The organism is Novosphingobium sp. EMRT-2 (genome assembly GCF_005145025.1).
Taxonomy (GTDB): domain Bacteria; phylum Pseudomonadota; class Alphaproteobacteria; order Sphingomonadales; family Sphingomonadaceae; genus Novosphingobium.
The window spans coordinates 3,335,288-3,354,785 of record NZ_CP039695.1 but is presented as its reverse complement, the minus strand read 5'-3'; the positions used below and the strand labels follow the sequence as shown (position 1 = coordinate 3,354,785).

Sequence of the window (19,498 nt, the reverse complement as noted above, 5' to 3'; positions counted from 1 at the left end):
CGGCGCTAGTCCTTCTGCAGCGATCCCGCGACCGAGACCAGCTTGGCGAACTCCTGCCGCCAGTAATCGCGCTGCGGCCCGGCCATCCGGACGATATCCGGCCACGACCATGCACCCAGCATGGTATCGCCACGCAGCTTCTGGCCGAACGCGGCCACCGCCACAGCAAAGGCCATGTCGCCCGAAGGAGCGGCGGCGCCCGCCAGCATCCGCGTCGGTACCGGCCGCTCGATCAGGCGCGAGGCAGTCTCGCGCGGCAGCTTGTAGCGCAGCTTGACCGTGGCCATTTCGCCCGCCTTGGTGGTGGCGGCCACCGCCGGCGCATCCTCGTACTTGCGCGGCGCGATCCAGCCCTTGCCGCCCGTCGGCACCACCTCGTAGATCGCGGTGACCTGATGGCTCGCGCCGATCTCGCCCGCGTCGACCTTGTCGTTGTCAAAGTCCTCCTCGCGCAGCGCGCGGTTCTCGTAGCCGATCAGGCGGTATTGCGAGACGACAGCGGGATTGAACTCGACCTGGATCTTCACGTCGCTGGCGATGGTGAACAGCGTGGACGCCATCTGCTCGGCCAGCACCTTGCGGGCCTCCAGCGCGCTGTCGATATAGGCGTAGTTGCCGTTCCCGTGATCGGCGACCTGCTCCATCATCGCTTCGTTGTAGTTGCCCTGCCCGAAGCCCAGCGTGGTCAGTGTGATGCCGCTGTCGCGCTCGCGCTCGACCATCTGCAGCAGCGCCTTGGTGTCGGACACGCCCACGTTGAAATCGCCGTCGGTGGCCAGCAGGATGCGGTTCACGCCGCCGTCTATGAACGATCCGCGCGCCACCTGATAGGCCAGCTGCAGCCCCGCGCCGCCCGCCGTCGAACCGCCCGCGTTCAGCCGGTCGAGCGCGGCACGGATCTTCGCCTTGTCGTTGGTCGGCTCCAGCACCATGCCCGCCGCGCCGGCATAGACCACGATCGAGACGCGATCCTTCTCGCCCAGTTCGTCGGCCAGCCCGGCCAGCGCGCTCTTGACCAGCGGCAGCTTGTCCGGATCGCTCATCGATCCCGAAACGTCGACCAGGAACACCAGATTCGCCGGCGGCCGGCTCGCCCGCGGCAGGTCGTAGCCGCGCAGGCCCACGCGCAACAAGCGCGTATCGGGATTCCACGGCGTTACCGTCACGTCGGTCGTCACGCTGAACGGCGCCTCGCGCTTTTCGGGCAGCGGATAATCGTAGCGGAAGTAGTTGATCAGTTCCTCGGTCCGCACCGCGTCCTTAGGCGGCATCTGGCCTTGCGACAGGAAGCGGCGGACATTGGCATAGGCCCCCGTGTCGACATCGATCGAGAACGTTGAGACCGGCTCGGCCCGCGTCAGGTGGACCGGGCTGACGTCCTTCCCGTCATAGCGCTCGTTGCCCGGATCGGACGGCACCACCACGGGCGGGACGAACGCCTTGCCCCGTACCGCTTCGGCGCGGGCAATGGCCGGCGCTGGCGCGTACATCGGCGGCGGAGGCGGCGGCGGTGATGCTGGCGGTGTCTGGAGGTTGGCTACGGGACCGGCGCGCTGCGCGGTTACCACGACGTCGTTCGCCGTCTCGTCCACACCCTGCGCGGCGCCCACGGCCTTCTCCGGCGCGGCTTGCTTCGCGGCGCACCCGGCGAGCATGGCCATGGCGGTCGAAAGCGCCACGGCGGCCTTGAATCCTCTCATGCTACGGTCCCCTTCTCCATCCGATCCTCGGGGAGAAGAACACCGTCCGCGCCGTGAATGGCGACTGAACGTTGCGGGAGGTTGCCGGTCTGTTACCGGCTGCTTCAGGCCGCCTGCTTGCGGAACAGCACGCGGTCTTCCGGCCCGAAACCGCGCTTCCAGATGACGAAGCAATAGACGCCAAGGATCGCCGGAATGCCGAAGGCGAGTTCCGCCCATTCCGGCAGCATCTTGACCAGCCAGCCGACCAGCACCGCCGGCACCGCCGCCCACACCAGCGCCCAGCGCCAGTTGTTGATGCTCTCGCCCAGGATGCGCGACAGCAGCCGCGCCTTGAGCACGGATGAGAGCGCGAGCGACAGGGCCAGCGCCGCGGCGGCAGCGGCGGCCTGCACCAGCGTGTCGAAGCCCATGTTTTTCGCCAGCAGGATCAGCCCCACCGTCAGCGCGGCCTGCAGACCGATGGTGCCTAGGCTGATCCACAGGTTGCGCATCCGCGCGACGTAGATCAGCGCGGCCTCGCTCACCACCGCCGTCGCCGCGACCACCTCGGCCGCCAGCAACAGCGTCAGCGCGCCGGTGCCGGCCACGAAGTGCGGCCCCACCAGCCCCATCACGCCGGTCCCCGGAATGCCCAGCGCCAGTGCGATACCAGCCTGCGCGGCGGTGATCCAGAACCCCGCCTGGCACACCTGCCGGGCGATCGCCGCATAATTGCCTTCGCGCAGGTTGCGGGTGATGACCGGGCCGAGGATCGGCTCGAAGCTGGTCTTGAGCTTCTGCGGCAGCGAGGCGACCTGTTGCGCGACGTAGTACACGCCCACCGCTGCCGGCGGCGCGAACGTGCCGAGAATGAAGATGTCGAGCTTGCGGGTGCCCCATTCCACCGCGTCCGCGCCGGCCAGCGGCAGGTTGCGCCCCGCCAACCGCAGCAGATCGCCAGGGCGCGGGGACCATATGCGCGGCAGGCCGTAGCTGCGCAGCAGCGGCACGAAGGCCGTCAGCGTCGCCCCGAAGATCGAGGCGACATAGGACAGGATCAACCCGCTTTCGCGCAGCGGGAAGTAATAGGTGCCTGCGAGCCACAGCCCCCCCGCCGCGATCGACAGCGTCCACGGCTCCACCACCGCCCGCGCACGGACCGTGGTGCCCACGTCGAAGCGATAGGCCAGCGCCGCCAGCGCGATGTCGCCCAGCGCCAGCGGCAGGATCGTCAACGGCAGCAGCCGTTGCAGCGGCGTGAACTCACCGCTCGGGAACATCGGCGCGGGGAACAGATAGAGCAGCACCGCCAGCACCGCGGACACCAGGCCGGAAAGCAGCAGGGCGTCGGCCACCACCGCCGCGGCCGGCCGATCGTCCTTGGCCAGCTGCTGCGCCAGCCCGCGCTTCTGCCCCAGCGTGGCCAGTTGCGCGGCCAGTTCCACCGCGATCGTGGCCGAGGCGAAGCGCCCCAGCTCGTCCGCGCCATAGAGGCGCCCGGCGATGAACAGGAACGGGATGCGCGCGGCCAGACGCAGCAGGAAGCCGAAGAAATTCGTCCTCCCGCCCTTGGCCAGCGCGGCGATATCCTTCTGTTCGTTGTCGTCAGCCAAGCGGGTTTTCCGCGCGCAGGGGGCGCGACAGCAGGTGTGCGACCACCTCGCGCGCCGGTATCCGGCCAGCGAGCAGCGCCGCCACGGCTTCCACGATCGGCATCGAAATGCCCTTGCTCCGGGCAAGGTCGGCCAGCACCGGCGCGGTGAACGCGCCTTCGGCCACCGTCGCGCGGTCCGCCAGCGCCGCCGCCGCGCTCGCCCCTTCGCCCAGCGCCTTGCCCAGCGAGAAGTTGCGGCTGGAGGTGGACGAACAGGTCAGCACCAGATCGCCAAGGCCGGAAAGGCCCGAGAGGGTTTCCGCCTGCGCGCCCATCGCCATGCCGAAGCGCTGCATCTCGGCAAAGCCCCGGCTGATCAGCGCGGCGCGGGCGTTCTGGCCCAGTTGCAGCCCGTCGACCACGCCGCAGGCGATGGCCAGCACGTTCTTCACCGCGCCGCCGATCTCGGCGCCGGTCACGTCGTCCGAATAATAGGGGCGGAACGTCGGCCGCGCGATGGCCGGGGACAACCGCTGCCACTGCGCCTCGCCGCCCGCACAGGCCAGCGTGATCGCGGTGGGCAGGCCCGCCGCCACCTCGTGCGCGAAAGTCGGCCCGGACAGCACGGCGATCTCGGCATCGGGCGCCACGTCGCGCGCCACGTCGGCCATCAGCCGTCCGCTGCCCGCCTCGATCCCCTTGGCGCAGAGCACCAGATCGCCGCCCTTGCGCGCCATCGCGCCCAGCACCGACGCCAGATGCTGCGCCGGCGTCACCACCAGCAGAATGGGAAGCGCCGCCAGTTCCGCCAGATCGCCGATGGCGCGGATCGTTGGATGCAGCGTCGCCGAAGGCAGGAACAGCGCATTACGCCGTTCCGCGTTGATCTGGTTCACGAGTTCGGCCTCGCGCGCCCAGAGCAGCACCTCGCGCCCGTCGCTCGCCAGCGTCTGCGCCAGCGCGGTGCCCCATGCCCCCGCGCCGACGACACCGATCGCGGCGCTCCCCCCGGCCCCCACTCCCTGGCTCATGCCTTCACCCCCGCGCCGCGCACCGGCGCGGCATTGGCATCGAGCGGCCAGCGCGGGCGCGCCGGCAGATCGAGCGGGTCCGTACATCCCAAAGCGAAGCGTTCCGCGCCAGCCCAGCCGATCATCGCCGCATTATCTGTGCACAGCTTGCCCGGCGGCGCCACCAGCCGCAGGCCGAAACCGGCGGCCAGCGTTTCCAGCGCCCCGCGCAACGCGGCGTTGGCCGCCACGCCCCCCGCCACCACCAGCGCGCTCATGCCCTCCGCCCCGGAATCCCGCACCGACTCCAGCGCCAACCGGGTCCGGTCGATCACGCAATCGATCGCGGCCTGCTGGAACGAGGCGGCAATATCGGCATCGGCATGGAGGCCCGAATCCCTCGCGCGCATCACCGCGCTCTTCAGGCCGGCGAAGGAAAAATGCGGCTCCCCGCTGCCCACCAGCGGGCGGGGCAGCGGCACAGCGCGCGGATCGCCCTCGCGCGCCAGGCGCTCCACCGCCGGCCCGCCCGGATAGCCAAGGCCCAATATCTTGGCGGTCTTGTCGAACGCTTCGCCCAGCGCGTCGTCGATCGTCGTGGCCAGCCGGCGATAATCGCCCAGCCCGCGCACTTCCAGGATCTGGCAATGCCCGCCCGAAACGAGCAGCAGCAGATAGGGATAGGCCAGATCGGGATCGGCCAGGCGCGGCGACAGCGCGTGCCCTTCCAGATGATTCACGCCGATCAGCGGCTTGTCCGCCGCCATGGCCAGCGCCTTGCCGGTGACCAGCCCCACCATCACGCCGCCGATCAGACCCGGCCCGGCGGTGGCGGCGATAGCGTCCATGTCCTCCAGCGTCAGGCCCGCGTCGGCCAGCACCGCGCCCACCATCGGCGCGATCACTTCGGCATGGGCGCGCGCGGCGATTTCGGGCACCACGCCGCCATAGGGCGCGTGTTCGGCGTCCTGCGAGGCGATGCGCTGCGCGACGATGCGCGCCTCCAGCGAACCGGCGCTGCCATCGATGATGGCGACGGCGGTTTCGTCGCAGGAAGATTCGATACCGAGGATCAGGGCCATGGGGAGCTTTCCCTTAGAGATAAACGCAGGTACGGCAAGCGGCGCATGACCCATACCTTCCGCCATGACGGCCCCGCACCTGCTCCGGGAACCCCGCTTCGGCTCGGCACGCGCCAGTCCCCGCTCGCCATGGCGCAGGCGCACGAGGCGCGCGACCGGCTGTGCGCGGCGCACGGCTGGCCCGCCGAAGCGGTCGAAATCGTGCCCGTCATCGCCAGCGGGGATCGCATCCAGGACCGCCCGCTCGCCGAGATCGGCGGCAAGGCGCTGTGGACCAAGGAACTCGATGGCTGGCTGGCTTCGGGCGAGATCGATTTCGCGGTCCATTCGATGAAGGACGTGGAAACAATCCGCCCCGCCGAACTCACGATCGCCGCCGTGCTGCCTCGCGCGGACGTGCGCGACGTGCTGGTGGGCGCGGAAAGCGTCGCGGCGATCCCGCCCGGCGCGCGCGTGGGCACCAGCGCGCCGCGCCGGGCGGCGCAGATGCTCCACGCGCGGCCCGACCTTTCGATCGTGCCGTTCCGCGGCAACGTCGCCACGCGGCTCGCCAAGCTCCAGGCCGGCGAAGCGGACGTGACGCTGCTGGCCGCCGCTGGCCTTGTCCGGCTGGGCCAATCGGGCGTGGGCCATCCGCTGCCGGCGGAGCGCTGGCTGCCGGCCCCGGCGCAAGGCGCGATCGGCATCGAATGCCTGACCGCGCGACCCGATGTGCGCGGCTGGCTGGCCGCGATCAATCACGCACCGACCCACGCCGCCGTCCGCGCCGAACGCGCGCTGCTGCTGGCGCTGGGCGGCAACTGCCACAGCCCCATCGCACTTCATACGCAGGCCGATGGCGATGGGCTGACGCTGCGCGCGGCGCTGTTCAGCCCGGATGGCGCGCTGCGCGTGGAAGCGACGGAGCACTTCTCCGCCGGCGACGACGCGGCCCCCGCCCGCCTTGCCGATCGCCTGCTGGCCGAGGCGCCGGAAGGCATCCGCGTCCACTTCCATGGCGTAGCCCTGCACTGACGGGGGCGGACAAGGCATGGCCAGCCTGCCTCTCATCGTGATCCGTCCCGAACCGGGCAACCGCGAAACCGTGGACCGCGCCCGCGCCATGGGCATCGACACGTACGGCTTTCCCCTGTTCGAGGTCGCCCCTCTGCCGTGGGACGCACCCTCGCCCGCTGGTTTCACGGGATTGCTCGCCGGCAGCGCCAACGTCTTCCGGCACGGCGGAGCAAGGCTCGAGCAACTGCGCGCCCTGCCCGTCCATGCCGTGGGCGCGACCACGGCCGACGCCGCGCGCGCCGCGGGCTTTCAGGTCGCGGAAGCGGGCACGGGCGGGCTGCAACCCATGGTGGAGCGCCTTGCCGCCGGCCGGTATCTGCGCCTTGCCGGGGAGGAGCGGGTGCCGCTGCTGCCGCCGGCCGGGGTCTCGCTGGAAACACGGGTGGTCTATGCCGTCGGCGCGCTCGCCTTTCCGCCAGCCCTGCGGGCGATCCTGCGGGAAGGCGCGGTCGTTGCGCTGCATTCGGGAGAGGCGGCGCGGCATTTCGCGCAAGAAACAACCGAATCGAACATGAACCGCCACGCCATCTCCATCGCCTGCCTTGCACCGCGAATCGCGAAAATGGCGCGCGAAGGATGGCGCAAGACCGGAATAGCGCCGGAAAGAACCGATCACGCGCTGCTGGCGCTGGCGTTCCAAATGTGCCAGACCGTGTGACATCGGGGCCACGGACAAATGAAAAAGTAAGATGCAGGATACGACAACCATGCAATCGGGCATGCAGCCGGGAAGCATTCCGCGCCGCGGACGACGTGGCTGGACAACCGTTCTGGTCGGGCTGCTGCTGCTGGTTCTCGTTTCCGCGGCCGGCGGCTGGCTGGCGTGGAAGAACGGCCTGCTTACGCTGAACGCCAGCGGTGTGAATTTCGGTCCGACTCCCACAACGCCAGCAACGCCTGACGCGCCGCTGCCGCTTGTCAGCGCTGGCGAAAAAGCCGCGAACGATGCCGCCGTGGCCGGCGCGACCGCCAAGCTCGCCGCGCTTGAACAGCGGCTTGCCGAACTCAACCAGCAGGCCACGGCCGCATCGGGGCAGGCCACGCACGCGGAAGCACTGCTGGCGGCCTTCGCGGCCCGCCGCGCCATCGAACGCGGCCAGCCGCTCGGCTATCTGGAAACACAGTTGCGCATCCGCTTCGGTGATAGCCAGCCCAATGCGGTGGACCGTGTGATCTCGGCGGCGGGCAAGCCCGTGACGCTGGGATCGCTGTCCGAAGACTTCGAACGCCTGCGTCCGCAACTCACCGGCGGATCGCCCGACGAGGGCGGCTGGCAGTGGTTTAAGCGCGAAATGGGCAACCTGTTCGTGATCCGGCATGACGACATGCCCTCGCCCACGCCCGAACGGCGGGTCGACCGCGTGCGCAGTTTCCTGGCGGGCAACCGCGTGGACATGGCGATCATCGAAGTGGAGCGGATGCCGGGCCACGATGCGGCAACCGAATGGCTGGCCCATGCGCGGGACTATGTGATGACCCAGCACGCGCTCGACCAGCTCGAAACCGCCGCGCTGGTGACGCCGCCTCCGCCACCGCCTGCCACGATGGTTCCATCGCGGCCGATCGTGCCACCGTCCGCGCAGCAACCGGCAGCGACGGCCTCTACCGGAACCGCCGGCTAGGCCTCAGCCGCGCAGCAGCGCCGGCAAGGCCCCGCTCATGCCGCGCGCCTCGTCCATGAACCAGCGCTTGAGCGGCGCGGCGCGCTGCACGCCCGCCATGCCAAAGCGGCGGATCGCGCTGGGGATGCGCCCCGGAATGCCGAACAGGCGGGTCAGCACGTCGGTCGCCGCCGCCACCATGAACGTATCCGCCGCGCGCCAGCGCTCGTAGCGCGCCAGAAGTTGCGCATCGCCCGCGTCCAGCCCCAGCCGCATCCCGTCCGCCAGCACCTCCACCAGCGCCGCCACGTCGCGCAGGCCGACATTGAGCCCCTGCCCCGCGATCGGGTGCATCCCGTGCGCCGCATCGCCCACCAGCGCCAGCCGCTGGTCCACGATCCGCGCGGTGTGGTGGAAGTTCAGCGGATAGGACGATCGCGGCGAAGCCAGTCGGATCTTGCCGAAGATGCCGTGCATCCGCTTTTCGACCTCGGACAGGAATGCGCTTTCGGGCAGCGCCAGCACGCCCGCCGCATCCTTTTCCGCCACGGTCCAGACCAGCGCGGAACGGTGCGTGCCGTCCGCTTCGTCCAGCAGCGGCAGCAGCGCGAACGGCCCTGCCGGATAGAACACTTCCCAGGCCACGTTCTCATGCGGCTTTTCGTGATAGAGCCCGGTGATGATCGCGCGGTGGCCATAGTCCCAGCGCGCGGGCGTGAACCCCGCCTCGTCGCGCGTGGGCGAACGGCGGCCCTCGGCGGCGACCAGCAACTGCCCCTTCAGCACGCGCCCGTCGGTCAGCGTCACCGCCACGCCATGTTCGTCGCGTTCTCGGGTGGCGACATGGGCGTTGGGCAGGAACGTGATCGCCTTCTCGCGCGCGGCGGCGGCATACATCGCGATGCGCAGATCGCGGTTGGCGTACATCCTGCCCAGCGAACCATCGGCAGCGCCGGGGCGGAAATCGATCCGGCCCGGCTTCATTGCGTCGGTCACCGCAATGGCGTCGATGGGGCAGCCCTTGGCTGCGAGTTCCTCACCCATGCCGAGGTTGGTATAGAGGTTCCAGCTTGCCGTGGAGATGGCGGAGGCGCGGCCGTCGAATCCGTCGGCGGTCTGCGCCGCCGGGTCGGAGCTGTCCACCACCACGCTGGCGATGCCGGCCTGCGCCAGCCCGATCGCCAGCGTCATGCCGACAAGGCCTCCGCCCAGGATCACGACATCAGCCGTCACCGGTGGCATCTCCGGGGCCGTCATTGGGGCCATTTCAGATTCGCTTGCGCTCAACGATTCGCTCCGCATGTGTCACCCGGTCCAGCATCGAGATCGAGGCACCTTCCGTCAAATGCCCCCTCGGGCGCCTTGAGCGCGATCAAACCGGCGAGAGTCGGCGCGATATCGACCGTCTCGACCGGCCCCGGCTGCTCGAACGGCGTCATGCCCTTGCGCCAGAACAGGATCGGCACGCGCCGGTCATAGTCCCACGGCGATCCGTGCGTCGCCACATATCCCGGTCCCGGCTTGGCGATCGGCACCACACCGCGCTTCAGCAGCACCAGCAGATCACCGGAGCGCGGCGCATAGTACGAGGCGCGGGCGCGCTGGATCAGCGTCCAGGTTTCGGGCGAGCCGGACGGCATCGGCGTCGCCGCGATTTCGGCGGCGGTGAACACGGCGGCCACCTGCGGATGCGCGGCGAACATCGCCTTGGTCTCGTCGGTGACGCGGGCCTTCTGCTCCGCCGTCAGATCCCGGCGCAACCAGATGTCGCCCGCCGGCCCGTCCGAGCGGATCAGCCCCCTGGGATCCAGCCCCAGCTTCTCCGCCACTGCCTTGCCAATGGCATCGGGCTGGAGCGCGGCATCGACGCGCGTCACTTGCGGCATGGCCTGTTCATCCTGCCGCTCGGGCATGTCGAACCCACCATGATCGGCGGTCAGCACCACGGCATAGTCGATCCCGCGCTTGTCCAGCCCGGCGAAGAAATCACCCAGCGCCAGATCGAGCTGGTGGACCTGGATGCACATTTCCGCGCCCTGCGTGCCCGTGCCGTGGCCAATGTAGTCGGTGGCGGAAAGGCTCACCGCCAGCATGTCGGGCGCGCTGCCCTGCCCCAGCTTCTGTTCGTCGACCAGCTTCGTCGCCAGATCGAGCGTTGCGCGATCGAGGCGCGGCGAGACGCGAAAGCCGGTGGCGTCGTCCTTCGCCAGCGGGAAGCGGCCGGTGCCGACCGTGGCGGTGCCGGCGGTGATCGCGCGGTCCTTCGCCACGCACCATGCCGGCAGATCGAACGCCGGCGCGCCGGCGGCCAGCACCTTGGCCACCGCCGCGTTCTCTGCCACGGCCGTCGGGCCAAGCTTGCGTCCTTCCAGCGTGGTGAAGGCGTTGCCCTTCCACCAATAGACCTGATCGATCACATGGCCGCCCATCATCAGCGCGGCGCGGTCCTTGCCCGAAACCGCGACGTTGCGGCTGGCGGGGTTGGCCTGCTTCATCCGCTCGCCCAGCGTCGGCACCATCAGATGCCCCACCGAGGCGACGTAGTCCTTGGGATTCGCCGCCGTCCTGGTCTCGTCCTCGGCGCAATAGATCACCTTGTTGTCGCGCGCGGCGGACAGGTCGATCCAGTTGTTGGCGATGATCCCGGTGTGCGCCGGGCGATTGCCGGTCAGGATCGTGGAATGGCCGGGGCACGTCTCGGTCGCCGCGTGCGACTGGTATCCGGCGGGGAACACCATGCCGCGTTCGAGCCGCGCCAGCCCGCCGGTGAAGGTCTGCCGGTTCTGCGCGAACAGGTCAGCCGAAAACTGGTCCACCGCGATCGCCACCAGCAGGCGCGGCGGGCCTTTCGGGGCGGGCGCCGGCGCTTCGACCGGGGCCGGGGCAGGCTTGGGCGCCTTGGCCGGCCGGGCCATGGCGGCGGGCGAGAACGGCAGCGCGGCGGCAGCGAGCAGCAGGGCGATCTTGTTGCAGCGGATCATGGGCACTCAGGAACTCCAGAAGGGCGCGCACTGGACTTGGACAGGCACTGACCCTAGACCCCCGTCTAGGCCCCACGCCGGCTGCGGCGCAAGGGGGCTGAGACATGCTCGTTCCCTCTTGTCCGGTCGGTCCATGCGTCCCGTGGCTTCGTTGCTAACCCTGCGTACCATAACCGCTTTTGTGACGGCGGTATGTCTTGCCCTGCTGGGCGCGCCCTCTGCGGCGCTGGCCAACCACATCCAGGCCTCGCTGCTGGCGGAAAAGCCTGCCGCTTCGGGGGAGACGGTCACGCTCGCGCTGCTGATGCAGCCCGAAAAGGGCTGGCATGGATACTGGTCCAATCCGGGCGATGCCGGCTTCGGCCTGTCGCTCGACTGGACGCTGCCCGCCGGCGCGAAGGCCGAGGCGCCCGAATTCCCCGTGCCGCAGACGCTGTTGCTTTCCGGCCTGATGAACCACGTGTACGAGCATGACTATGCCGTGCTGGTTCCGCTGACGCTGCCAAAGGAAGCCAAGCCCGGCACCACGCTGCCCATCGCCGCCAAGGCGCGCTGGCTCGCCTGCACCGACCAGATCTGCGTGCCCGAAGAGGCCGACCTGCAAGGCACGGTGACCGTGGGGACCGCAGGCACGGCCGACACCCGCTTCGCCGCTTGGCGCGCCGCGTTGCCCGCGCCGCTCGATCGCGCCGGCACCTTTGCCTTCACCGGCAAGGCGCTGCGCATCGCCATTCCGTTCCCGGCCAGCGCGCGGATCGGCCAGCCGCATTTCTTCGTCGCCTCCGAAGGGCTGGCCGACTACGCCGCGCCGCAGAAATTCTACCGGCAGGGCGATACGCTGATCGCGGAACTCGGCCGCGCCAAGGGGCCATCCGCCGAACAGCCGACCACGCTTTCGGGCGTGCTGGCGCTGGGCGGGGATGCCGGCGGCATTGCGCTGGTCGCGCGCGCGGGGCCGGTGCCCGACGGCGGTACGCCGGTCGGCGGAGCGGCCGCCGCCGGCTTCTCGCTGGCAACGCTGCTCACCGCGATTCTCGGCGCGCTGGCGGGCGGCCTCGTGCTCAACGTGATGCCGTGCGTCTTCCCGATTCTCAGCCTCAAGGCGCTGGCCCTGGCGCGCGGCAACAGCCATCAGGCCCACGTCGAAGGCATGGCCTATACCGCCGGCGTCATGCTCGCCTGCATGGCGCTGGGTGGCGTGATGCTCGCCTTGCGCGCAGCGGGCGAGGAAGTGGGCTGGGCGTTCCAGCTGCAGGAACCATGGGTCGTCGCGCTGCTGGTCCTGCTCGCCACGGCGATCACCGCCAATTTCGCCGGGCTTTACGAGATGCCCGGCCTTTCGTTCGAAAGCGCGCGCGCCCCCGCCTCCTCCGGCGCGAAAGGCGCGTTCGGCACGGGCCTGCTCGCCGCGTTCGTCGCCACGCCCTGCACCGGGCCGTTCATGGCGGCGGCGGTCGGCGCGGCGCTGGTGCTGCCGTGGTGGGCCGCGCTCTCGGTCTTTGCCGCGTTGGGCCTTGGCCTTGGCCTGCCGTTCCTCGCCATCGGCTTCGTCCCCGCGCTGCGCCGCCTGCTGCCGAAGCCCGGCGGCTGGATGGAGAGGTTCCGCCGCGCCATGGCAGTGCCGATGGGACTCACCCTGCTCGCGCTGTTCTGGCTGGCCTGGCGGCTGGGCGGCGACACCTTCGGCCTGCTCGCCGTCGTTCTCGCCGTGGCGCTGGTCGGCGCGCTCACCCTCGTGCGGCGCGATCAGCGGGGCGGACGCCGTCCGCTTGCCGGCACGCTGGCCGCGCTTGCTTTGACCGGCGCGGCGGTGGTCCTGCTGCCCCGCACCGTCAGCGCGACTGCGAGCACCGGGGAAGCCGGTCTCCTGGACGCCCAGCCGTTCAGCGAAGCCGCGCTCGCGCAGGCGCGCAAGGCGGGCAAGCCCGTGTTCGCCTATTTCACCGCGGACTGGTGCCTATCGTGCAAGGTCAACGAAAGCGTGGCGATCGAGCGCGAAACCACGCGCGATGCCTTCCGCAAGGCCGGCGTGGTGGTGCTGGTGGGCGACTGGACCCGCCGCGACCCCGCGATCACCCGCTTCCTCACCGCGCAGGGCGCCGCCGGCGTGCCGCTGTACCTGTGGTATCCGGCGGGCGGCGGAGAACCCCGGCAATTGCCGCAAGTGCTGACGCCCGACCTGCTCGCGAGGCTGCCAGCGGGGAACTAGCGCCGGATCGGCAATTACCGCCACGGCGGGATTGCGGACGGCCGCACCCAATGGCAAGCTGGAGGCATGAAGGTGTTCCGCACTCTCCTGCTGGGCCTCTGGGTCACACTCGCGGGCTACACGGTATTCGTGATTGCGCGCCATGGCATGGGCTTGTTGCCCATTTTCTTCGGCGACATCGCAACGGTTTCCTGGCCCGGCCAGTTCAACCTGGATTTCCTGTGCTTTCTCGTTCTCTCCGCTCTCTGGACCGCGTGGCGAAACGGGTTTTCGGCAACAGGCCTGCTTCTTGCGGTCGTGGCGTTCTTTGGCGGGGCCGGTTTTCTGTTGCCCTACCTCCTGTTTCTGTCCTTCCGCGAAAACGGCGATCCGGTTCGCGTTCTGGCGGGAGCGCGGCTCCGCTAAAGCGGAACAGACCGCAGTAGGCCTGCCCCAACGCCGCCCTAAAGCGACTGCCCGTCATCCAGCGAGATGTGCGCGCCCGTTACCTGACGGGAAGCGTCCGAGGCGAAGAACAGTGCCATATCGTCCAGCACCGTGGCATCGGCCAGCCGGCGGCGGGGCCAGCTGGCGATCTGCGCCTTGCCGCCTTCGCTGTCGAACCAGTCGCCGTCGATCTCGGTGCGGATATAGCCCGGCTGGATCACGTTGACGTTGATGCCCAGCCGTGCCCATTCGCGCGCGAACTGGCGGCCGAGGTGGGCGACGGCGGCCTTGGTCGCGGCATAGGCGGAATCGCCCTGCCCGGTCATGTCCGCAGTGATCGATCCCGTCAGGATGATACGCCCGCGCTCGGTCTGCTTCGATCCCGCGTTGATCATGCGCCGGGCGCCTTCGCGCGCTGTCAGGTAAACTCCGGTGAAATTCGTTTCGATCACGCGGTTTACGCGATCAAGTTCAAGATCGATCGAACGACCCGCTTCGGCCAGGCCGGCGTTTGCCAGCACCACGTCGGGCGCGCCGAAGGCGGCCTCGGCCGCATCGAACGCGGCCACGATGGAGCCTTCGTCGGTTACGTCCATCGCCACCGACAACGCGCGGCCGCCCGCCTCTTTGATGGCATCGGCCAGCGCCTGCGTGCGCTCCACTCTCCGCGCGCCCAGCACCACCGCCGCGCCGGCGGCGGCATAGAGCCGCGCCAGATGCGCGCCCAGCCCGGACGACGCACCGGTGACCAGCGCGATACGGCCTGCGAGCGAATAGCGGGGCTTGTCCAACGTCCTCTCCTTCCGATGTATCATCCGGCCGATGATTTAACCGGCCGGTTAACACATCGGCGGAGCCGCCGCGAATCCGAAATGCGCGGTATCAGCCGCCCGCTTCAGAACTTGTTGTCGCGCGGGAAGCCCGTCGGCGGCATCCGGCCCGCCGCGCCGCGCGCCACCTTCCACAGCATCAGGTCGCGCTCGGTCCGCGTCCGCCCGCTGTCCCCGCCCATGGACCACGACAGGCCGTCCTCCAGCCGCAACGTGATCGCATCGGAGAGGCCGCCATCACGATAGCGCTGGAGCGCCACGCCCTGTCCCTTGGCCAGGATCGGCACTTCGCTCAGCGCGAAGACCACCAGCTTGCGGTTGTCACCCACCACGGCGACGTGATCGTGCTCCGGCGCGATCTCGCGCACCACGGTCAGCTTCACGCCGGGCTTGGTGGTGACGACGCCGCGCCCCTTTCGCGTTTCGGCCAGCAGTTCGTCCATCTCCGCCGCGAAGCCGCGCCCGCTGTTCGCCGCCAGCAGGAGCTGCCCCTTGGCGCGATAGGGCAGCACGGCGACGATGTGCGCCTCCGGATCGATATCGACCATCGTCCGGATCGGCTCGCCAAAGCCGCGCGCGCCCGGCAGCTTGTCTGCGCCCAGCGTATAGAACCGGCCATTGTCCACCGCGAACAAAAGCTTGTCGGTGGTCTGCGCGTGGAGCGCGAAGGCAGGGCCATCGCCTTCCTTGAACTTGAAATCGCCATCGAGCGGGAGATGCCCCTTGGCCGCCCTGATCCAGCCGCGCTGCGAAAGGATCACCGTCACCGGCTCCTTCTCGATCATCGCGTCCATGCTGAATTCGCGCGCCGGCGCGGCTTCGGCGATGGTCGTGCGGCGGCGACCAAGCGGGGTGTCCTCGGCATATTCCTTGCGCAGCGCGGCCAGATCGCGCTTCAACCGCGTGCGCTGGCGCGCCGGGCTGTCGAGCAGCTTCTGGAGATCGTCCTGCTCGGCCAGCAGTTCGTCGCGCTCCTTGCGCAGTTCCATTTCCTCAAGCTTGCGCAAGCTGCGCAGCCGCATGTTGAGAATCGCCTCGGCCTGGCGGTCGGTCAGGCCGAATTCCGCCATCATCACCGGCTTGGGCTCATCCTCGGTCCGGATGATCTCGATGATCCGGTCGAGGTTGAGGTAGGCAATGATATAGCCTTCGAGCAGTTCCAGCCGCGCCGCGATCTTTTCCAGCCGGTGCGTGGTGCGGCGCAGCAGGATGTCGATCTGGCTGATGACCCATTCCTGGAGGATCAGCTTCAACCCCAGCACGCCCGGCGTTCGCCGTGAATCCAGTACGTTGAGGTTCAGACCGAAGCGCGTTTCGAGGTCGGTCAGCCGGTAGAGCGATTCCTTGAGCAGCTCCGGATCGACGTTGCGGCTCTTGGGCACGAGCACGAGGCGGATCTGCTCGTCGCTCTCATCGCGCACGTCTTCCAGGATCGGCAGTTTCTTGTCGGCGATCAACTGAGCGATCTGCTCGATCAGCTTGCCCTTCTGCACCATGTAGGGAATTTCGCTGACCACCAGCTGCCATTGCCCGCTGCCCAGCTTCTCGACGCCGGTTTCCTCCCACGCGCCGTCCTCCCCGCGCCCGGTGGAAAAGCGCCCGCGCACACGGATCGGTCCCCGCCCGGTTTCATAGGCGGCGGAAATAGCGGCCGCGCTGTCCACCACCACACCGCCGGTGGGGAAGTCCGGCCCGTGGAACACCTCCATCAACTGCGCGTGTTCGACATGCGGGTTGTCGATCAGCAGCAGCGTGGCGTCGACGATCTCGGCCACGTTGTGGCTGGGGATGTTGGTGGCCATGCCCACGGCAATGCCGCTGGCGCCGTTGGCGAGCAGGTTGGGGAACAGGCCGGGGAAGATTTCCGGCTCTTCCTCCTCGCCGTTGTAAGTCGGCACGAAATCGACGGTGCCTTCGTCCAGCCCCGCCATCAGGCGGATCGCGGTGCGCGTCAATCGCGCTTCGGTGTAGCGATAGGCGGCGGCGTTATCGCCATCGATATTGCCGAAATTGCCCTGCCCTTCGACCAGCGGATAGCGCAGCGCGAAATCCTGGGCGAGACGGACCATGGCGTCGTAGACCGAAGCATCGCCGTGCGGGTGGTACTTGCCGATCACGTCGCCCACCACGCGCGCCGATTTCTTGAACGCGCCGGTGGGATCGAGCTTCAATTGCCGCATGGCCCACAGCAGGCGGCGGTGGACCGGCTTCAGCCCGTCGCGCAGATCCGGCAGCGACCGCGCCGTGATCGTCGACAGGGCATACACGAGATAGCGCTCGGAAAGGGCGGAATCGAAAGGCGCATCGACGATCGCGTCGAACGGATCGGGCTCGCCAGTGTCGGTGGTATCGGTCGCCATGTGAACGTCCTAGCAACGCGAAGCGGACAGGGGAACTCCGTGGATGCCGAAATCCCCCGCTTTCCGGGCGGTTTCAGACGCGCTGCATGTCCCGCGCCTCGGCCGGGATGCGCACTTCCAGCCCATCGAGATCGGCGGTCAGCAGTATCTGGCAAGATAGCCGGCTGGTGCGGCTGACGCCGGCGGCCAGATCGAGCATGTCTTCCTCGTCGTCCACGGCGGCGGGCAACCGGTCGAACCAGTCCGGCGCGACGATGACGTGGCAGGTGGAGCAGGCCATCTGCCCCTCGCACGTGCCTTCCAGCGGCATCCCGGCGTTCTGGCCCAGTTCCAGCAGGCGCTGTCCTTCCGCGCCGTCGACCACGACGCGCTCGTTTTCGGGCGTTACGAAGGTGACTCGGACCATGGCAATGCAACTCCCTGCGACCTTGCCGCGGCGATAATCGCCGCGACGCCCTCGTCCAGATCCTCTTCCCTCGTATAGCGACCGAAGCCCAGCCGGATCGCGGTTTTGGTATCCCTGTCCGAAAGTCCGATCGCGCGCAAGACATGGCTTGGCCTGCCGGACCCGCTGGCGCAGGCCGAACCGGCTGAAAACGCCACGTTCCGGCATTCCGACAGCAACCGCGCCACGTCCAGCCCGGCCAGCCGCAGGTTCAGGTTGCCATGCCAGCGCATCGTTTCGCTCCCGTTCAGCGTCCAGCCGGTCAGCGCCGCGCGCGCCCTTTTCCACAAGTTGCCCACATGCGCCGCATCGCTTTCCCCCAGCCTTGCGCACAGCGCCGCCGCCGCGCCGAAGCCGGCACAGAGCGCAGGCGAAAGCGTGCCGGACCGCAGCCCGCCTTCCTGCCCACCGCCGTGGATCAGTGGCTTCAGGTCGATCCCGTCGCGCACCCACAACGCGCCGATGCCCTTGGGGCCGTAAAGCTTGTGCGCGGAGATGGCGATCAGGTCCGCGTCCTGCGGCGGCGCAATCTTGCCCGCGCCCTGCACCGCATCGCACAGGAACAGCGCGCCTTGCGCACGAACGCGCCGCGCCAGTTCGGCGACCGGCTGGATCGTGCCGATCTCGTTGTTGACCTGCATCACCGCGACCAGATCGGTACCGGCGGGCAACGGCGCGTCGGCATCGACCAGCCCCTGCGGATCGACCGGCAGCAGCGCCACGCCGGGATCGGCGGCGCGCGCCGTATCCAGCACCGCCGCGTGCTCGATCGCCGAAACCGCCAGCCGCCGCGCGCCGCTGCCGAAAATGGCAAGGTTGAGCGCCTCGGTCGCGCCCGAGGTGAAGATCACGCGTCCACCCGCCGGCAGCAAGGCCGCCACCTGCTCGCGCGCCACCTCCACGGCCGCCGCAGCGGCACGCCCGGCGCGGTGCGGGCTGTGCGGATTGGCGAAGCCCATCGCTTCAGGCCCCGCCATCCAGGGCATCATCGCCTCTCGCGCCTCGGGCGCGAGCGGAGTGGTCGCCTGATAGTCGAGATAGATCACGCCCGCGCGCTCCCGGCGATGTCGCGCCATGCCGCGACGAAGCGCGCGATCGCGGCCTCGTCGGTCTCGCGCCCGATGCTCACGCGCAGCACTTCGCCGGCCGCTTTGGCATCGAGGCCCATCGCGGACAGCACATGGCTGGGCCGCAGGCTGCCCGAGGAACAGGCGCTGCCGGCGGACACCGCGATCCCCATGCTGTCGAAGCGGATCAGTTGCGCGGCCGATGAAACGCCGGGCATCCGATAGCCGCCGATCGTCGGGCAGCGCGGCGCGGCAGACGCGATGACCTCCGCCCCCGCCGCCTGCAATTGGGCGTCCAGCAGATCGCGCAGGCGGGCCGCTTCCGCCATCCAGCCATCGCCGGCTTCCAGCGCCGCCGCCATGGCCAGCGCGGCCGGCATGTTCTCGGTCCCCCCGCGATAACCCCGCTCCTGCCCTCCGGGCGCCTCCAGCAGCGCGAAATCGCGGATCAGCAGCGCGCCGATGCCGATCGGCCCGCCGAACTTGTGTGCCGAAAGCGCGATCAGGTCGGCATCGGGCAAGGCGATCTTGCCCGCGCCCTGCGCCGCGTCCGCCAGCAGGATGCCACCCGCGGCACGCACCAGCGCGGCGATCTCCGCCAGCGGCTGGATCACGCCCGTCTCGCTGTTGACCTGCTGCACGCAGACGAGCGTTCGCGGGCCATCGGCCAGCACGTCTTCCAGCGCGGCAAGGTTCACCAGCCCGTTGGCATCGACCGGCAGGCGAGCCGCACCGGTCCCGGCGAGACGCAGCACCGCCTCGTGCTCCACCGCCGACGTGACAACCCGCTCCACTTTGGCACGACGGATCGCCAGGGCCAGCGCCTCGCTCGCCCCGCTGGTGAACACCGTCTCGCGCTCCCACCCCAGCGCGGCCGCAACCCGCGCCCGCGCGCCCTCCAGCAAGGCGCGCGCCGCGCGGCCCGGCTTGTGCGGGCTGGACGGATTGGCCCACGCGTCGAAGCCCTCCACCAGCGCGGCGCGCGCCTGCGGCAGCAACGGGGTGGTGGCGGCATGGTCAAGATAGAGCGGTTCGGCAGGCAAGGAATCACGTGTCCCGTTATGATCGCGCCGGAAACATTGCTTTCGGGGGCGGCGTTTCTATATAGCGCTTCGTTCCAAATCCCAGCCCCGGCATTTTCCGCCAGCGCGGCTT

At 69.3% G+C, this 19,498-nt stretch carries 16 protein-coding genes; 5 read left to right on the top strand and 11 right to left on the bottom strand.

What is annotated here, in order from left to right; genetic code table 11:
• Positions 1-5: 5 nt before the first annotated feature.
• The 4 genes from FA702_RS16350 to tsaD all read right to left on the bottom strand — a co-directional run bounded on the left by FA702_RS16350 (position 6) and on the right by tsaD (position 5,368).
• The gene (locus tag FA702_RS16350) at positions 6-1,700 is read right to left on the bottom strand and encodes a VWA domain-containing protein (RefSeq protein ID WP_255504619.1); all 1,695 of its coding nucleotides are present in this window, start codon (positions 1,698-1,700) and stop codon (positions 6-8) included.
• A 104-nt stretch (positions 1,701-1,804) separates the two neighbouring features.
• On the bottom strand, positions 1,805-3,295 hold the full coding sequence (locus FA702_RS16345) for a lipopolysaccharide biosynthesis protein (RefSeq protein ID WP_255504618.1): 1,491 nt from the start codon (positions 3,293-3,295) through the stop codon (positions 1,805-1,807).
• On the bottom strand, positions 3,288-4,307 hold the full coding sequence (locus FA702_RS16340) for an NAD(P)H-dependent glycerol-3-phosphate dehydrogenase (protein ID WP_136956956.1): 1,020 nt from the start codon (positions 4,305-4,307) through the stop codon (positions 3,288-3,290). The genes FA702_RS16345 and FA702_RS16340 overlap by 8 nt, the downstream gene beginning before the upstream one ends.
• Entirely contained in the window at positions 4,304-5,368 is a 1,065-nt protein-coding gene (gene tsaD, locus FA702_RS16335; RefSeq protein ID WP_136956955.1) for a tRNA (adenosine(37)-N6)-threonylcarbamoyltransferase complex transferase subunit TsaD, read from the bottom strand. Before tsaD ends, FA702_RS16340 begins: the two co-directional genes overlap by 4 nt.
• A 129-nt stretch (positions 5,369-5,497) precedes the next feature.
• Here tsaD and hemC point away from each other — a divergent pair, with 129 nt between their 5' ends.
• The 3 genes from hemC to FA702_RS16320 are packed head-to-tail and all read left to right on the top strand — an operon-like array spanning position 5,498 to position 8,046.
• Entirely contained in the window at positions 5,498-6,382 is an 885-nt protein-coding gene (gene hemC, locus FA702_RS16330; RefSeq protein ID WP_255504824.1) for a hydroxymethylbilane synthase, read from the top strand.
• Positions 6,383-6,398: 16 nt separating this feature from the next.
• Positions 6,399-7,082: a uroporphyrinogen-III synthase gene (locus FA702_RS16325; RefSeq protein ID WP_136956953.1), complete on the top strand. Its 684-nt coding sequence runs from the start codon at positions 6,399-6,401 to the stop codon at positions 7,080-7,082.
• Between the two features lie 31 nt (positions 7,083-7,113).
• Positions 7,114-8,046 (top strand): hypothetical protein, encoded by a 933-nt coding sequence (locus FA702_RS16320; RefSeq protein WP_136956952.1) that lies wholly within the window; start codon positions 7,114-7,116, stop codon positions 8,044-8,046.
• Between the two features lie 3 nt (positions 8,047-8,049).
• Here the strand turns inward: FA702_RS16320 and FA702_RS16315 are convergent, their stop codons facing one another.
• Both FA702_RS16315 and FA702_RS16310 read right to left on the bottom strand, forming a co-directional pair.
• On the bottom strand, positions 8,050-9,267 hold the full coding sequence (locus FA702_RS16315) for a UbiH/UbiF/VisC/COQ6 family ubiquinone biosynthesis hydroxylase (protein WP_136957478.1): 1,218 nt from the start codon (positions 9,265-9,267) through the stop codon (positions 8,050-8,052).
• Positions 9,268-9,308: 41 nt separating this feature from the next.
• Positions 9,309-11,006, bottom strand: a complete 1,698-nt coding sequence (locus tag FA702_RS16310; protein WP_136957477.1) for an alkaline phosphatase family protein — start codon at positions 11,004-11,006, stop codon at positions 9,309-9,311.
• 133 nt (positions 11,007-11,139) lie between these two features.
• Here FA702_RS16310 and FA702_RS16305 point away from each other — a divergent pair, with 133 nt between their 5' ends.
• A complete protein-coding gene (locus FA702_RS16305; RefSeq protein WP_136956951.1) occupies positions 11,140-13,215 on the top strand; it encodes a protein-disulfide reductase DsbD in 2,076 nt (691 codons plus the stop codon).
• Between the two features lie 66 nt (positions 13,216-13,281).
• Positions 13,282-13,620, top strand: coding sequence for a hypothetical protein (locus FA702_RS16300; protein ID WP_136956950.1), 339 nt, complete (start codon positions 13,282-13,284; stop codon positions 13,618-13,620).
• A gap of 38 nt (positions 13,621-13,658) precedes the next feature.
• Here the strand turns inward: FA702_RS16300 and FA702_RS16295 are convergent, their stop codons facing one another.
• From FA702_RS16295 to FA702_RS16275, 5 genes are all read right to left on the bottom strand, one after another.
• Positions 13,659-14,432, bottom strand: a complete 774-nt coding sequence (locus FA702_RS16295; RefSeq protein WP_136956949.1) for an SDR family NAD(P)-dependent oxidoreductase — start codon at positions 14,430-14,432, stop codon at positions 13,659-13,661.
• Between the two features lie 104 nt (positions 14,433-14,536).
• A complete protein-coding gene (gene parC, locus FA702_RS16290; protein ID WP_136956948.1) occupies positions 14,537-16,831 on the bottom strand; it encodes a DNA topoisomerase IV subunit A in 2,295 nt (764 codons plus the stop codon).
• Between the two features lie 73 nt (positions 16,832-16,904).
• Complete coding sequence (locus FA702_RS16285) at positions 16,905-17,237, bottom strand: 2Fe-2S iron-sulfur cluster-binding protein (RefSeq protein ID WP_124808442.1); 333 nt, start codon at positions 17,235-17,237, stop codon at positions 16,905-16,907.
• Positions 17,216-18,322: a cysteine desulfurase family protein gene (locus FA702_RS16280; protein WP_136956947.1), complete on the bottom strand. Its 1,107-nt coding sequence runs from the start codon at positions 18,320-18,322 to the stop codon at positions 17,216-17,218. The genes FA702_RS16285 and FA702_RS16280 overlap by 22 nt, the downstream gene beginning before the upstream one ends.
• Positions 18,319-19,386, bottom strand: coding sequence for a cysteine desulfurase family protein (locus tag FA702_RS16275; protein WP_136956946.1), 1,068 nt, complete (start codon positions 19,384-19,386; stop codon positions 18,319-18,321). Before FA702_RS16275 ends, FA702_RS16280 begins: the two co-directional genes overlap by 4 nt.
• Positions 19,387-19,498 lie beyond the last annotated feature (112 nt).